Annotated in this window: 11 protein-coding genes; 7 read left to right on the top strand and 4 right to left on the bottom strand. The window is 70.7% G+C overall.

Annotation, left to right across the window (positions count from 1 at the left end; translation table 11 throughout):
• Nucleotides 1–347: 347 nt before the first annotated feature.
• The 3 genes from mmsB to chvE are packed head-to-tail and all read right to left on the bottom strand — an operon-like array spanning nucleotide 348 to nucleotide 4,329.
• Entirely contained in the window at nucleotides 348–1,595 is a 1,248-nt protein-coding gene (gene mmsB / locus ABZ564_RS22115) for a multiple monosaccharide ABC transporter permease (protein WP_360859039.1), read from the bottom strand.
• On the bottom strand, nucleotides 1,592–3,163 hold the full coding sequence (mmsA, locus tag ABZ564_RS22110; RefSeq protein ID WP_360859138.1) for a multiple monosaccharide ABC transporter ATP-binding protein: 1,572 nt from the start codon (nucleotides 3,161–3,163) through the stop codon (nucleotides 1,592–1,594). Before mmsA ends, mmsB begins: the two co-directional genes overlap by 4 nt.
• Before the next feature lie 56 nt (nucleotides 3,164–3,219).
• On the bottom strand, nucleotides 3,220–4,329 hold the full coding sequence (gene chvE, locus ABZ564_RS22105) for a multiple monosaccharide ABC transporter substrate-binding protein (protein WP_360859036.1): 1,110 nt from the start codon (nucleotides 4,327–4,329) through the stop codon (nucleotides 3,220–3,222).
• Nucleotides 4,330–4,835: 506 nt separating this feature from the next.
• On the opposite strand from chvE, the gene araB reads away from it, so the two are divergent.
• From araB to araD, 3 genes are all read left to right on the top strand, one after another.
• A complete protein-coding gene (gene araB / locus ABZ564_RS22100; RefSeq protein ID WP_360859033.1) occupies nucleotides 4,836–6,542 on the top strand; it encodes a ribulokinase in 1,707 nt (568 codons plus the stop codon).
• 256 nt (nucleotides 6,543–6,798) lie between these two features.
• A complete protein-coding gene (gene araA, locus ABZ564_RS22095; RefSeq protein WP_360859030.1) occupies nucleotides 6,799–8,307 on the top strand; it encodes an L-arabinose isomerase in 1,509 nt (502 codons plus the stop codon).
• A 35-nt stretch (nucleotides 8,308–8,342) separates the two neighbouring features.
• Nucleotides 8,343–9,056, top strand: coding sequence for an L-ribulose-5-phosphate 4-epimerase AraD (gene araD / locus ABZ564_RS22090; protein WP_360859027.1), 714 nt, complete (start codon nucleotides 8,343–8,345; stop codon nucleotides 9,054–9,056).
• A gap of 173 nt (nucleotides 9,057–9,229) precedes the next feature.
• Here araD and ABZ564_RS22085 read toward each other — a convergent pair whose 3' ends face one another.
• Nucleotides 9,230–10,219 carry a LacI family DNA-binding transcriptional regulator gene (locus tag ABZ564_RS22085; RefSeq protein WP_360859024.1) on the bottom strand — a complete coding sequence of 330 codons (990 nt, stop codon included), beginning with the start codon at nucleotides 10,217–10,219 and terminating at the stop codon, nucleotides 9,230–9,232.
• A 388-nt stretch (nucleotides 10,220–10,607) separates the two neighbouring features.
• Here ABZ564_RS22085 and ABZ564_RS22080 point away from each other — a divergent pair, with 388 nt between their 5' ends.
• The 4 genes from ABZ564_RS22080 to yjfF all read left to right on the top strand — a co-directional run bounded on the left by ABZ564_RS22080 (nucleotide 10,608) and on the right by yjfF (nucleotide 15,155).
• On the top strand, nucleotides 10,608–11,558 hold the full coding sequence (locus ABZ564_RS22080) for an ABC transporter substrate-binding protein (protein ID WP_360859135.1): 951 nt from the start codon (nucleotides 10,608–10,610) through the stop codon (nucleotides 11,556–11,558).
• Nucleotides 11,559–11,623: 65 nt separating this feature from the next.
• Nucleotides 11,624–13,171, top strand: coding sequence for a sugar ABC transporter ATP-binding protein (locus tag ABZ564_RS22075; RefSeq protein ID WP_360859021.1), 1,548 nt, complete (start codon nucleotides 11,624–11,626; stop codon nucleotides 13,169–13,171).
• Nucleotides 13,168–14,175: an ABC transporter permease gene (locus ABZ564_RS22070; protein ID WP_360859018.1), complete on the top strand. Its 1,008-nt coding sequence runs from the start codon at nucleotides 13,168–13,170 to the stop codon at nucleotides 14,173–14,175. Before ABZ564_RS22075 ends, ABZ564_RS22070 begins: the two co-directional genes overlap by 4 nt.
• Entirely contained in the window at nucleotides 14,172–15,155 is a 984-nt protein-coding gene (gene yjfF / locus ABZ564_RS22065) for a galactofuranose ABC transporter, permease protein YjfF (RefSeq protein WP_360859015.1), read from the top strand. Before ABZ564_RS22070 ends, yjfF begins: the two co-directional genes overlap by 4 nt.
• Nucleotides 15,156–15,437: the final 282 nt, after the last annotated feature.

Raw genomic sequence — 15,437 nt, 5'->3', positions numbered from 1 at the left:
CGCCCGCGCCCATCGCCGACGGCGCCCACCCCGCCCGCATCCCCGCGCCCATCGCCGAGGGCGCCGGAACTGCCGGGGCGGCCGCCCGGGGCCCGGCCGGCGACCTGGTCCTCCCTCTGTACCACCGCATCCCGGCGGAGGCCCTGCGGATCGACGGGGACGGGAAGCTGTCCGGCCTGCTCCGCGACTGGGAGCCGGAGGAGTGGCAGCCGGACCCCTCCCCGTACGGCGCACAGCTCGGCCGGGTGAGTTCACCGCGGCCCGACGCGGAGCGGACCGGGATCACCGGCATGGCCGTGCCCGCCGGCAGACGCACCGGCGGGCACGGCCATGCCGGCGGAGGGCGGTCAGGCGCCCGCCCTCCGCTTGTTCCACACGTCGAAGCCGACCGCCGCCAGCAGTACCAGGCCCTTGATGACCTGCTGCCAGTCGGTGCCCACCCCGACCAGGTTCATGCCGTTGTTGAGCACACCGAGGACCAGACCGCCGATGATGGCTCCCAGCACGGTGCCCACGCCCCCGCTCATCGACGCCCCGCCGATGAACGCGGCGGCGATGGCCTCCAGTTCGAAGTTCACCCCCGCCTTCGGCGAAGCCGCGTTGAAGCGCGCCGCGAAGACCAGTCCGGCCAGCGCCGCGAGCATCCCCATGTTGAGGAAGACCGCGAAGGTCACCTTCCGGTCCTTGACCCCGGACAGTTTCGCGGCGGGCAGGTTTCCCCCGATCGCGTACACATGGCGCCCGATCACCGCGTTGCGCATGACGTAGCCGAATCCGACCAGCAGCACCGCCAGGATCAGCAGGACCACGGGCGCGCCCTTGTAGCTGGCCAGCAGCAGGGTCGTGACCAGAACGGCGGCGACCAGTGCCGTCACCTTCAGCGCGAACAGGCCCGTGGGGAGGGTCTCCAGCGTGAACTCGCGTTGGCGCCGGCGGTCCCGCAGCTCCTGGAACACCACGTACGCGGCCAGCCCCAGGCCCAGGAGCAGGGTGATGTTGTGGTAGTTCGTCTCCGGCCCCACCTCCGGCAGGAAGCCGTTGGCGACCCTCTGCATGCCCTCCGGGAACGGGCCGAGCGTCTGGCCCTTGAGGAAGATCTCCGTCAGCCCGCGGAACAGCAGCATGCCCGCCAGGGTCACGATGAACGAGGGAATGCCGACGTACGCGATGAAGAAGCCCTGGAGCGCCCCCGCGACGGCCCCCAGCAGCAGGGTGAGGATCACCGCTACGGGCCAGGCGAGGTGGTGCTCGACCATGAGCACCGCCCCGACGCCTCCGACCAGGGCCATCAGGGAGCCCACCGACAGGTCGATGTGCCCGGAGATGATGACGATCATCATGCCGATGGCCAGGATGAGGATGTAGCTGTTCTGCAGCACCAGGTTGGAGACGTTGCGCGGCAGCAGGAGGTCGCCTCCCGTCCAGATCTGGAACAGGAGCACGATCAGACCGAGCGCGAAGAGCATTCCGTACTGGCGCATGTTCCGCCGTACGCCGTCCAGGAGCACCCGGACGACCGGGGCTCCCGTCGGCGGGGCCCCGCCCCGGCCCGAGGGTGGGGTGGCCTTCGTGGGGGTGCTGACGTCGGAGCTCATGCCTGCTGTCCTTCGGTGGGGGTGGTGCCCGCGGTGGCCGCCGGGGGTACGGGGGTGTCCTGGGTCATGTGCCGCATCAGCACTTCCTGGGTGGCGGCCTCGCGGGTGACCTCGCCGGTCAGCCGCCCGGCGGCCATGGTGTAGACGCGGTCGCACATGCCGAGCAGTTCGGGCAGCTCGGAGGAGATGAAGAGGATCGCCTTGCCCTCGGCGGCGAGCCGGTCGATCACGGTGTAGATCTCGAACTTGGCTCCCACGTCGACGCCGCGCGTGGGCTCGTCCAGGATGAGGACGTCCGGTCCGGTGAGGATCCACTTGCTGAGGACGACCTTCTGCTGGTTGCCGCCGGAGAGGCGGCCCACCGGTTCGAGGACGTTCGGAGTCCTGATGTCCATGGTCCGCCGGTACCGTTCGGCCACCTTGCGTTCCTCGTGGCCGTCGACGACACCGCGCCGGGCGAGGGCGCCGAGGGAGGCGAGCGAGATGTTCCGGCTCACGGAGTCCCCGAGGTCGAGACCGTAGTGCTTGCGGTCCTCGGTCACGTACGCGATGCCGTGGGCGACCGCCTCGGGAACCGTGCGGGTGCGTACCTCGCGACCGTCCTTGAGGACGGAACCCCGCTCGTAGTGGCCGTAGGAGCGCCCGAAGACGCTCATCGCGAGTTCGGTCCGGCCGGCGCCCATGAGTCCGGCGATGCCCACGATCTCCCCACGGCGGACCTGGAGCGAGACCCCGTCGACGGCCTTGCGGCTGCGGTCGAGCGGGTGGCGCACCGTCCAGTCCCTGATCTCCAGAGCGGGGCGGGCGTCGGCCTCACCCGTGTAGGGAGTGCGGTCGGGGAAGCGGCTGTCGAGGTCCCGCCCCACCATGCCGCGGATGACGCGTTCCTCGGTGGTGGCCGGGTCGTTGACGTTCAGGGTCTCGATGGACCGCCCGTCCCGCAGGATGGTGACGGAGTCGGCGATCCGGGCGATCTCGTTCAGCTTGTGCGAGATGATGATCGAGGTGATGCCCTGGTCCTTCAACTCCCGCATCAGCTGCAGCAGCTTCGCGCTGTCCTCGTCGTTGAGCGCGGCGGTGGGCTCGTCGAGGATCAGCAGCCGGACGTTCTTCGCCAGCGCCTTCGCGATCTCCACGAGCTGCTGCTTGCCGACACCGATGTCGGCGACCCTGGTCTCGGGATGGTCGTCGAGACCGACCCGCCTGAGCAGGGCGGAGGCGCGGCGCAGCGACTCGCGCCAGTCGATGATCCCGCGCCGGGCCGGCTCGTTGCCCAGGAAGACGTTCTCGGCGATCGACAGATGGGGGACGAGGGCGAGTTCCTGGTGGATGATGACGATGCCGCGCTGCTCGCTGGCCCTGATGTCCTTGAAGCGGCACGGTTCGCCGTCGAAAAGGATCTCGCCCTCGTAGGAGCCGTACGGGTGGACGCCGGAGAGGACCTTCATGAGCGTCGACTTGCCGGCACCGTTCTCCCCGCACAGGGCGTGCACCTCGCCGCTCCGCACGGACAGGGTCACCTCGGAGAGCGCCCTGACGCCGGGGAACGTCTTGACGATGGAGCGCATTTCGAGGACCGGGCCGGACGGGGCGGGAACGCCGGGGGAGCGGGGCGCGCCGGGAGTCACCCGAGCTCCTTGGCGTTGATGTAGCCGGAGTCGACCAGGATCTTCCGGTAGTTCGACTTGTCGACGCTGACCGGGTCGAGCAGGAAGGCGGGAACGACCTTCTTGCCGTTGTCGTAGGTGGAGTCGTCGTTGATCTCGGGCTTCTCGCCGTCGAGGACCGCGGCCACCATGTCCGCCGCGACCTGGGCCAGAGCGCGGGTGTCCTTGTAGACGGTCTGGGTCTGCTGGCCCGCGATGATCGACTTCACGGAGGCGACCTCCGCGTCCTGGCCGGTGACGACCGGGAGCGGCTTCGCGGCGCTTCCGTAGTCGTCGGACTTCAGGGCGGACAGGATGCCGATGGAGATGCCGTCGTAGGGGGAGAGCACGGCGTCGACCCGCGCGGTGGAGTACGAGGAGGTCAGCAGGTCGTCCATGCGCTTCTGCGCGGTGCCGCCGTCCCAGCGCAGCGTGGTGACCTGGTTGAGCCGGGTCTGCCGGGAACGTACGACCAGCTGCTTCTTGTCGAAGTAGGGCTTCAGCACCTTCATGGCGCCGTTGAAGAAGTACTTGGTGTTGTTGTCGTCGTTGGACCCGGCGAACAGCTCGATGTTGAAGGGGCCCTTCTTCGAGCCGTCCTTCAGTCCCAGCTTGTCGACGATGTACGTGGCCTGCAGCTCGCCGACCTTCTCGTTGTCGAAGGAGGCGTAGTAGTCGACGTGCGGGGAGCCCAGGATGAGCCGGTCGTAGGAGATCACCGGGATGTCCGCGTCCGCCGCCTGCTGCAGGACGTTGGACAGGGCCTCGCCGTTGATGGCGGCCACGACCAGCGCGTCGACGCCTTGCGTGATCATGTTCTCGATCTGGGCGACCTGCTGGTCGGGGTCGTCCTCCCCGTACTGCAGGGTGGTGGCGAACCCGGCCTTCTTCAGGCTCGCGGTCATGTTCCTGCCGTCGGCGATCCACCTCTCGGAGGACTTGGTGGGCATGGCGATGCCGATGGTGAGGTCCTTCTTGTCCTTCTCCTCCTGGCTTCCCCCCTCGCTGTTCTGCCCGCAGGCGGTGAGGAGCAGGGCGCAACCGGTGGTCACCGCCACGAGGGCGGACGCGGCTCGGAAGTTCTTCATGGGCGTTACCTGGCAATCCCGTCGTCGCGAGTGGGGCTCTGTCCGGAACGGCGGGCGGGGCGGCACATGTCCGGGCGCCACCGGAAGGCGTCGTTCCGAGGTTGGGGCGGCCGGGTTCGGCGGCCGGGGTCGAGCTAGATTGTTAGCGCTCGCATCCATGGGGACAAGAGGTCATCGGGCTTTTTCTTGCGCCGGCGCGGCCGTAAGCGGAGAAAAGGGAGACAACCATGGCGCATCCAGGGGGCCGGTCGGTGCGCGGTCCGGTTGTTCACAAGTTCTCTTGCGCCGAGTCCGTTTTGCCACAGGCTTGTTCGTCCGCGCTTCCGAGGACGCGGGCGTCCTTGTGCGGTGGCGGGAGCTCCCGTGGCGGGTGGGGGGCGGCACCGTTGCCGGGCCGACGGGGAACGACAAAAGTGCACGCCGCCCTTGCCCAAACTAATTGTGAGCGCTAACAATCAAGAGGGGTGTATTGCCGCCCCCCTGCCCATGACGAGAGAGACCTCATCGTGACCCCACACGCCCATTCCGACTCCGTCGATCGTCACCGTCCCGAGGCCTGCACGGTCGGAGTGGACTTCGGCACCCTTTCCGGGCGGGCCGTGGTGGTCAGGGTCCGGGACGGCGCCGAACTCGGCTCGGCGGTCCACGACTACCGCCACGCCGTCATCGAGGACCGCCTCCCGCTCACCGGCGTACCGCTGTGCCCCGACTGGGCGTTGCAGCACCCCGAGGACTGGCGCGACGTGCTCCGTACCGCGGTCCCGGCGGCGGTCGCGGCCGCCGGGGTCGACCCGGCCCAGGTCATCGGCATCGCCACCGACTTCACCGCGTGCACGGTCCTGCCGGCCACCGCGGAGGGCATCCCGCTCGCCCTGCTGCCCGAATGGTCCGGCCACCCGCACGCCTGGCCGAAACTGTGGAAGCACCACGCCGCCCAGGAGCAGGCCGACCGCATCAACGCCCTCGCGCACGCCCGGGGCGAGAAGTGGATCGCCCGCTACGGGGGAAAGATCTCCTCCGAGTGGCAGTTCGCCAAGGCCCTCCAGGTGCTGGAGGAGGATCCCGAGGTCTACGCGGCCTGCGCCCGCTGGATCGAGGCGGCCGACTGGATCGTCTGGCAGCTGACCGGTGCCGAGTCGCGCAACGCCTGCACCGCCGGCTACAAGGGCATCCACCAGGACGGGGCCTACCCCTCGCCCGGCTTCCTCGGTCATCTCCACCCGGACTTCGCGGACTTCCCCGCCACCCGCCTGGAGCACCCGCTGTCGGCCCTGGGCTCCCGCGTCGGCGGGCTGAGCAGCCGTGCCGCGGGGTGGACCGGCCTGCCCGAGGGCATCGCCGTGGCCGCGGGCAACGTCGACGCGCACGTGGCCGCCCCCGCCGCCGGAGCCGTCGAGAACGGCCGGCTGCTCGCCATCATGGGCACCTCCACCTGCCACGTCCTCAACGGCGCCACCCTCGCCGACGTCCCCGGCATCTGCGGGGTCGTCGAGGGCGGCATCGTGGCCGGTGCCTACGGCTACGAAGCCGGGCAGAGCGCGGTGGGCGACATCTTCGCCTGGTGGCTCCGCCAGGGCGTACCGGACGACTACCGCACCGAGGCCGCGAACGCCGGTGAGGACCTGCACCAGCTCCTCACCCGCAAGGCGACCGGCCGGCCGGTCGGCGCCCACGGCCTGATCGCCCTGGACTGGATGAACGGCAACCGCTCCACCCTGGTCGACCACCACCTCTCCGGAGTCGTCGCCGGGCTCACCCTCGACACCCGCCCCGAGGACGTCTACCTGGCCCTGCTCGAATCCACCGCCTACGGCACCCGGGTGATCGTCGAGGCGTTCGAGGCCGGCGGGGTCCCCGTCGAGGAGTTCATCGTCACCGGCGGACTGAAGAAGAACGCCCTGCTCATGCAGATCTACGCCGACGTCCTCCGCCGCCCCGTCTCCCTCGGCACCTCCGAGCAGGGGCCCGCGCTCGGCTCGGCCATCCACGCCGCCGTGGCCGCGGGCGCCCACCCGGACGTCCGGTCCGCCGCCGCCGCGATGGGGAGCGTCCAGCGGCACGCGTACACCCCCGACCCCGCCCGGGCGGACGCCTACGACGCGCTGTTCGCCGAATACCGCGCCCTGCACGACTACTTCGGCACCGGCGCCGACCTCCTCCTGCACCGGCTGAGACGGATCCGCAACGCCGCGCGCGGCACGGCCGCGCCCTGACCGAACGCCGTGCCGCACCCGGCACGACCGCGCACCGACCGAGCGCCGTGCCGCGCCCGGCACGACCGCGCACCGACCGAACGCCGTGCCGCGCCCGGCACGACCGCGCACCGACCGAGCGCCGTGCCGCGCCCGGCCCGGAACCGCTTGACCCGGAACCCCTTAGGACACGAGGCGGCCCCTCCGGCAGGAGATCCGGCCTTCCCCCTCCGACGCCTTCCCGCACCTTCCCGCACCTCCGAGGAGCACACCCGACATGACGCTCGCCCAGCCCGACCGCGAGATCTGGTTTCTCACCGGCAGCCAGTCCCTCTACGGGGACGAGACCCTGGCCCAGGTCGCCGACCAGTCACGGGTCATCCGCGACACCCTCGCGGGGCAGCCGCAGATGACGGTGCGCCTCGTATGGAAGCCGGTCCTCACCGACGCGGCCGCCATCCGCAGGGTCTGCCTGGAGGCGAACGCCGACGACCGCTGCATCGGCCTCATCGCCTGGATGCACACCTTCTCACCGGCCAAGATGTGGATCGCCGGCCTGGACGCGCTCAGCAAGCCGCTGCTGCACCTGCACACCCAGGCAAACCGCCGACTGCCCTGGTCCACCATCGACATGGACTTCATGAACCTGAACCAGGCCGCCCACGGCGACCGCGAGTTCGGCTTCGTGCAGACCCGTCTCGGCGTCCCCCGCAAGACCGTGGCCGGCCATGTCACCACCCCCGAGGTCGTCGACCGCATCGCCGGCTGGGCGCGCGCCGCCCTGGGCCGCGCCGAACTGTCCGGCCTCAAGCTCGCCCGCTTCGGCGACAACATGCGCGACGTCGCCGTCACCGAGGGCGACAAGGTCGAGGCCCAACTGCGGTTCGGGGTCTCGGTCAACACCTACGGCGTCAACGACCTCGTCGCCGCGGTCGACGCCGCCGACGAGGACACCGTCACGGCGCTCGTCAAGGAATACCAGGACCTCTACGCGCTGGCCCCCGAACTGCGGCCCGGCGGCGAACGCCACGCCTCCCTCCGCTACGCCGCCCGCATCGAGGCCGGTCTGCGGGCCTTCCTCACCCAGGGCGGCTTCCACGCCTTCACCACGAACTTCGAGGACCTCGGCGGACTGCGCCAGCTGCCCGGTCTCGCCGTGCAGCGCCTGATGGCGGACGGCTACGGTTTCGGCGGCGAGGGCGACTGGAAGACCTCGGTCCTGCTGCGCACCCTCAAGGCCATGGCGCACGGGCAGCCGGGCGGCACCTCCTTCATGGAGGACTACACCTACGACCTGACACCCGGTCAGGAACTCATTCTCGGCGCCCACATGCTGGAGGTCTGCCCCTCGCTCACCACGGCGACCCCCAGCTGCGAGATCCACCCGCTCTCCATCGGCGGCCGGGAGGACCCGGTCCGGCTCGTCTTCGACGCGGCCCCCGGCCCGGCCGTCGTCGTCGGTCTCGCCGACATGGGCGACCGGTTCCGCCTCGTCGCCAACCACATCGACGTCGTCACCCCGCCCGAGCCGCTGCCCGCGCTGCCCGTGGCCCGCGCCGTCTGGCGGCCCAGGCCCGACCTGCGTACCTCCACCGAGGCGTGGCTGACGGCCGGAGCGCCGCACCACACCGTGCTCACCACCGCACTCGGCGGCGAGGAGCTGGAGGACCTCGCCGAGATGCTGCGCACCGAACTCGTCGTCATCGACGAGGAGACCACCATCCGGCGCTTCACCCGCGAACTGCGCTGGAACCAGGCCTACCACCGTCTGGCCCAGAGCCTGTGACCGCCGCCGACACCTCCACCAGGACGGAGCCCACCGTGGCCGGGACCGTATCGAAAGAGCTGCGCCGAGAAGTACTCGAAGCCAACCTCCGCATCCCCGGGGCCGGGCTCGCCACCCTCACCTGGGGCAACGTGAGCGGGGTCGACCGCGCGGCCGGCGTCTTCGTCATCAAGCCGTCGGGGGTCTCCTACGACGCGCTGGGCCCCGAGGACCTCGTCGTCGTCTCGCTGGCCGACGGCAGCGTCGTGGAGGGCCGGCTGCGCCCCTCCACCGACACCGAGACCCATCGCAGCCTCTACCTGGCCTTCCCCTCGATCGGCGGGGTGACCCACACCCACTCCACCCACGCCGTCGCCTTCGCCCAGGCCCGGCGCGCGATACCGGTGCTCGGCACGACCCACGCCGACACCTTCAACGGGCCCGTCCCCGTGACCGCCCCCCTCACGCCCGAGCAGTGCGCCACGGACTACGAGTACAACACCGGGCAGGTCATCGTGGACCTCCTGGAGCGCGACGACACCCGGGCCAGGGAGGTGCCCGGCGCCCTGGTCGCCCACCACGGCCCCTTCACGTGGGGCGCCGACGCCACCAAGTCCCTGGAGCACGCCATCGTCTGCGAGGCGGTGGCCGAGATGGCCCTGCACACCATCGCCCTGGGCACGGTCGAACCCCCGCAGCACGTACTGGACCGCCACTTCACCCGTAAGCACGGCCCGGACGCCTACTACGGCAACTCTTCCTGGTCCTAGGGCCGCTGGAACACGGGGGCGGGCTCACTCCCCCCGGGCCCGTACCGCGTGCGGGCCCGGGCACCGGCCGTCGCACGTGCGAGCCCCGGGCCCTGGAGCCCGTCGGTAGGGGGGATGTGCGCGCTCACATCGATACGTGCGGCACGGATCGTCGGCCACGCCGGGTGTCCGGGTCAGTGGCCGAGGGGCGCCCGCACGCTCTCGCGCCGGACGAGCTCGGGGGTGATGACGGGCTGGGCGCTCTTCGCGCCGGTGCCGTTCATCAGGCCGAGCAGGAGGTCGAGCGTCGTGGTGGCCACCGCGCCGAAGTCCTGGCGCACGGTCGTCAGCGGAGGCGAGTAGTACGCCGCCTCGGGCACGTCGTCGAACCCCACGATGCTGACCTGGTCCGGGACCGAACGCCCCCGCTCGGTCATGGCCCGCAGGGCGCCGAGGGCCTGGTGGTCGTTGGCGGCGAACACCGCGGTGACGTCGGGCATGCGCGCCAGCATCTGCCCCGCGCGGTACCCGGAAGCGGCGGACCAGTCGCCCGTGCTGACCGGGGGGACCTCCGCGCCCGCCTCCTGCAGTGCCCTGCGCCACCCGTTGATGCGGCCGGCCGCGTCGAACCAGTCCGGCGGGCCGGAGATGTGCCACACCGTCTCGTGGCCCGCCTCCAGCAGGTGCTTCGTGGCCTGGTAGGCGCCGTGCTCCTGGTCGACGGACACCATCGGCGCACCGCGTTCGGGGTCGCCGTCGATCGTGACGAGGGGGACCTCGGCGGGCACCCCGGCCAGCGCCGCGTCCGCCGAGGCCGTGGGGGCGATGACCACGATCCCGGCCACACGCTCGTCGCGGTGGCGCTCGACGGCGGCGGTGATCGAGGACGGGCCCAGTTCGGGCACCCGGTGCACGCTCACCGCGAACCCCTGGCGGGCGGCGGCGATCTCGAACGCGGCCAGGAGCGAGGACGGGCCGTAGAGCGTGGAGTTCTGGGCGATCACGCCGATCAGCTGGGACCGACCGGTCACCAGGGCGCGCGCCGCGCGGTTGGGCCGGTAGCCCAGCTCCTTGACGGCCGCGAGCACCCTCAGCCGGGTCTGCTCGCGCACGTTGGGGTGGCTGTTGAGCACCCGGGACACCGTCTGATGGGACACGCCCGCGAGCCGTGCGACGTCGGTCATCGCCGGCTCCCGCACCACTGGACTCGTCGCCGTGGCGTCCTCCACACCCATCTCCTTCTGACAGTGGCCGCCCCGCTCCGGCTGCCGCCGGAGACACGGGTGATCCGCATGGAACGTTCAATCTACGCCCCGGCCGGGATACGGCCCCCGTGGTGCGGGCGGACCACGCCCCGCCCCGGCCGGTCCCAGCCGGACCACGGGTCCATAGTGAGCGCTAACACTCTCGTCCACAACAAGTCTGCGCCAATGCTGAATTGGGTTTCTCCCAGGGGTTGACGCGATAAATGTTAACGCTCACTGTGGACGCCCGTGGCCCCGATCACATGAGGTCGGCGGCAGGGACGCACGGTTCACGATGGAGGACGACGCTGTGTTCAAGAAGATTGCCCTGGTCGGCTGCGCCCTTGCGCTGGCCACGCTGACGGCCTGCGGGAGCGGAGACGGCGGCGGATCCAAGGCCTCCGGCGACGGCAAGCTGGTGATGGGCTTCGCCCAGGTGGGCGCGGAGAGCGGCTGGCGTACCGCCAACACCAAGTCGGTCCGGGAGTCCGCCAAGAGCGCCGGCGTCGAGCTGAAGTTCTCCGACGCGCAGCAGAAGCAGGAGAACCAGATCAAGGCCATCCGCTCCTACATCCAGCAGAAGGTCGACGTGATCGCCTTCAGCCCGGTCGTGGAGACGGGCTGGGACGCCGTCCTGCTGGAGGCCAAGCGCGCGAAGATCCCGGTGATCCTGACGGACCGGGCCGTCGACTCCTCGGACACCTCCCTGTACAAGACGTTCCTCGGCTCCGACTTCGTCGAGGAGGGCCGCAAGGCCGGCAAGTGGCTGACCGAGAACGCGAACGGCCCCGCCGAGGTCGCGGAGATCCAGGGCACCACCGGCGCCGCCCCGGCCATCGACCGGCAGAAGGGCTTCAAGGAGGCCATCGCCGGCAAGTCCGACATCAAGATCGTCGCCTCGCAGAGCGGCGACTTCACCCGGGCGGGCGGCAAGCAGGTCATGGAGGCGCTGCTGAAGTCGCACCCCGGCATCAACGTGGTGTACGCCCACAACGACGACATGGGCCTCGGCGCCATCGAGGCGATCAAGGCGGCGGGCAAGAAGCCCGGCACCGACATCAAGATCATCACGGTGGACGCGGTCAAGGCCGGCATGCAGGCCCTGGCGGACGGCGAGATCAACTACATCGTCGAGTGCAACCCCCTGCTCGGTGACCAGCTGATGGATCTGGCGAAGAAGGTCGTCAAGGGCGAGGACGTCCCGGAGCGCGTGGTCACCGAGGAGAGCGCCTTCACCTCGGAGCAGGCGGCCGAGGTCCTCAAGGACCGGAAGTACTGACAGGTGCCGCGGGCCCGCCACCGGGGGGTGGCGGGGCCGCTCCCCCCTTGACGAAAGCACGGGTCATGACCGATTCCTCAGCGGCCGGCGCCAGCCCGGTCGTCGACATGCGCGGTATCACCGTCGAGTTCGCCGGTATCAAGGCGCTCGCCGGCGTCGACTTCCGCCTGTTCCCCGGTGAAGTGCACGCACTCATGGGTGAGAACGGCGCGGGCAAGTCCACTCTGATCAAGGCCCTCACCGGGGTCTACCGGCCGACGGCCGGAACCATCCGGCTGAAGGGCGAGCCGGTGGAGTTCACCACCCCGGGCCAGGCGCAGGACGCCGGGATCAGCACCGTCTACCAGGAGGTCAACCTCTGCCCGAACCTGTCGGTGGCCGAGAACATCCTGCTCGGCCACGAACCGCGCAGGCTGGGCGCCATCGACGGCCGGGCCATGCGGGCCCGCGCCGGGGAACTCCTGGCCCGGATCGGTCTGACCATCGACCCGGCCTCCGTACTGAGCAGCCATTCCATCGCCGTACAGCAACTGGTGGCGATCGCCCGGGCGCTGGTGGTGGACGCCCGGGTGCTGGTCCTGGACGAACCGACCTCCAGTCTCGACAGCGACGAGGTCGAGGAACTGTTCCGGATCGTGCGGGTCCTGCGGGACGAAGGCGTGGCGATCCTGTTCGTCTCGCACTTCCTCGACCAGGTATACGAACTGTCGGACCGGATGACGGTGCTGCGCAACGGCACGCTCGTGGGGGAGTACCTGCCCCGGGACCTCGACCGCATGGCGCTGGTGTCGGCGATGCTGGGCCGCGAGCTCGGCGTGCTGTCCGAGGTCGAGCGCCGCTCGGAGGAGCGGGCACCGGGCAGCACCCCCGTCCTGGTCGCCCGCGGCCTCGGCCGGGCCGGTGCGGTCGAGCCGTTCGACCTGGAGATCCACGAGGGCGAAGTCGTCGGTCTCGCCGGCCTGCTGGGGTCCGGCCGGACCGAACTCGCCCGGCTGCTGTGCGGCGCCGACCGTGCCGACAAGGGCACGCTCTCCGTGGGCGGCGAGACGGTCCGGCCCCGAGGGCCGCGCTCGCTCATCGCCAAGGGCGTCGCCTTCTGCTCGGAGGACCGCAAGGCCGAGGGAGTCGTCGCGGACCTGAGTGTCCGCGACAACCTGATCCTCGCCACCCAGGCGTCCCGGGGCTGGGCGCGGCCGGTGCCCCGCCGTACCGCCGAGGCGATGGTGGCCGAGTACATCGAGCGGCTGGACATCCGGCCGGCCGATCCCGACGCCGTGATGGGCAACCTGTCGGGAGGCAACCAGCAGAAGGTCCTGCTGGCCCGGTGGCTGGTGACCCGGCCCCGGCTCCTCATCCTCGACGAGCCCACCCGCGGCATCGACGTCGGCGCCAAGGCGCAGATTCAGAAAGTGGTCGCCGAACTGGCGGCCGAGGGCATGGCGGTGCTGTTCATCTCCGCCGAACTGGAGGAGGTGGTACGGGTGTCCGACCGGGTCGTGGTCCTGCGTGACCGGCACAAGGTGGCCGAACTGTCCGGCGACGACGTGGCCGTGGACTCCGTCATGTCGGCCATCGCGGCCGACGCCCACAGCGGTGCGGCGGTGGCCTCGTGATCCGCGGACGTCTGCTGTGGCCGCTGATCGCGCTCGCCGGCCTCCTCGTGCTCAACGTCGTCTTCACGCACTCCTTCCTGGAACTGCGCATCCAGGACGGCCACTTGTACGGAAGCCTCGTCGACATCCTGCGCAACGGCGCCCCGACCATGCTCATCGCGGTGGGCATGACCCTGGTGATCGCCACCCGCGGCATCGACCTGTCCGTGGGTGCCGTCGCCGCGATCGCCGGCGCCATCGGCTGCACCTGGATCGCCGACGGCGGAGACGTGCCGAGCGCCGTTCTCCTCGCCCTGGGCGTGTGCGTGCTGCTCGGGCTGTGGAACGGCTTCCTGGTCTCCGTCCTCGGCATCCAGCCGATCATCGCGACCCTCGTCCTGATGACGGCCGGACGCGGCGGGGCGATGCTGCTCACGGAAGGCCAGATCGTCACCATCGACGACTCGGCGTACCGGCAGATCGGCGCGGGCTTCCTCGTCCTGCCGATCGCGATCCTGATCAGCCTCGCGGTCCTCGGCGGGGTCGCCCTGCTGACCCGCCGCACCGCCCTCGGCATGCTGATCGAAGCGGTGGGCGCCAACCCCGAGGCCAGCAAGCTGGCCGGAGTGCGCTCCCGCACGATCACCTGGACCGTGTACGTGTTCGCCGCGTTCTGCGCGGGCGTGGCCGGCCTGATGATCAGCTCCAACGTCAGCGCCGCGGACGCCAACAACGCGGGCCTGTGGATCGAGATGGACGCCATCCTGGCGGTCGTGATCGGCGGCACCTCGCTCGCCGGCGGCCGCTACTCCCTGGCCGGCACCCTCGTCGGCGCGCTCGTGATCCAGACCCTGACCACCACCGTCTACACCATCGGCGTACCGACCAACGTCACCCTGCTGTTCAAGGCGGTCGTGGTGATCACCGTATGCCTGCTGCAGTCACCGCGCACGGCGCGGATCATCGGCGGCCGGCGCAAGTCCCCCGTCACCGCCCCCCGATCCCAGAAGGTGGCCGCCGGATGAGCACATCGGCCCTCGCGTCCGTACGACTGCGCCTTCCCCAGCGTTTCCTGCCCGTCGTCGCGACCCTCGTGGTGTTCGTGGTGACCTTCGGGATCGGATCGGTGCGCTACCAGGACTTCGCCTCCGGACAGGTGGTGGCGAACCTCTTCATCGACAACGCCTTCCTCATCGTGCTCGCCGTCGGCATGACCTTCGTCATCCTCACCGGCGGCATCGACCTCTCGGTGGGCGCCGTCGCCGCGCTGTCCACCATGATCGCCGCGTCCACCCTCCGAGCGGGCTGGCCGCCCCTGCTGTCCGTACTCGCCGTCCTCGTCGCCGGAACCGTCCTCGGCCTGCTGATGGGCCTGGTCATCCACTACTTCGACGTGCAGCCGTTCATCGTCACCCTGGCGGGGATGTTCCTGGCGCGGGGCCTGTGCTTCCTCATCAGCGTCGAATCGGTGTCCATCACCGACACGTCCTTCCGCGACTTCGCCACGGGCACCTTCGTCCTGCCCGGCGACGTCACGGTGACCTACAGCGTGCTCGTCGCCCTGGCCGTGGTGGCCGCGGCGGTGTACGTCCTCCACCTCACCCGCTTCGGCCGCACCGTCTACGCGGTCGGCGGCAGCGAGTCCTCGGCGCGGCTGATGGGGCTGCCCACCACCCGGGCCAAGGTGGGCGTCTACGCGGTGAGCGGCTTCTGCTCGGCCCTGGGCGGCCTGCTGTTCGCGCTGTACATGCTCTCCGGCTACGGCCTGCACGCGGTCGGCATGGAACTGGACGTCATCGCCGCCGTCGTGATCGGCGGAACCCTGCTGGCCGGCGGGGTGGGCTATGTGGCCGGCTCGACGGCGGGCGTGCTGGTCCTCGGCACCGTACAGGCCCTGATCTCCTTCGAGGGAACCCTCAGCTCCTGGTGGACCAAGATCGTCATCGGCGCCCTCCTGCTGGCCTTCATCGTCCTCCAGCGCCTCATCGTGCGGCAGCGGCGGTAACCGGACCGCGGCCGCCTCGCCGAAGGGCACGCACGCCCGTGAAGACCGGGGAACAGCGCGGACCACCGGCACCGGACGAGGGGACCGGGAGTACCCGCACGGGGGGCTCGGCCCTCTCCGGGCGGACACCGCCGCTAGTGCCGCGGCTGCCGCGCCCGCCGGGGTGGGACCGGCCCGCTCGCACGGGGCAGCCGGCCCGCCCGTTCGGTGCGGCCCGGCACAGGGGCGCACGAGGCCCCGGCGCCGCAGTGCGCTGTCGGGCCAACTCCTTGGCACGGGGAG

It is taken from the genome of Streptomyces sp. NPDC019224 (assembly GCF_040632605.1).
GTDB lineage: Bacteria > Actinomycetota > Actinomycetes > Streptomycetales > Streptomycetaceae > Streptomyces.
Note: the sequence above shows the minus strand (reverse complement) of the source record. Positions and strands in the feature narration are given on the sequence as shown.

Coding starts and splice junctions, on each gene's coding strand:
- ABZ564_RS22075 (WP_360859021.1), top strand. CDS start 11,624: ATGACCGATTCCTCAGCGGCCGGCGCCAGCCCGGTCGTCGACATGCGC.
- araA (WP_360859030.1), top strand. CDS start 6,799: ATGACGCTCGCCCAGCCCGACCGCGAGATCTGGTTTCTCACCGGCAGC.
- yjfF (WP_360859015.1), top strand. CDS start 14,172: ATGAGCACATCGGCCCTCGCGTCCGTACGACTGCGCCTTCCCCAGCGT.
- mmsA (WP_360859138.1), bottom strand. CDS start 3,163: ATGCGCTCCATCGTCAAGACGTTCCCCGGCGTCAGGGCGCTCTCCGAG.
- ABZ564_RS22085 (WP_360859024.1), bottom strand. CDS start 10,219: ATGACCGACGTCGCACGGCTCGCGGGCGTGTCCCATCAGACGGTGTCC.
- mmsB (WP_360859039.1), bottom strand. CDS start 1,595: ATGAGCTCCGACGTCAGCACCCCCACGAAGGCCACCCCACCCTCGGGC.
- chvE (WP_360859036.1), bottom strand. CDS start 4,329: ATGAAGAACTTCCGAGCCGCGTCCGCCCTCGTGGCGGTGACCACCGGT.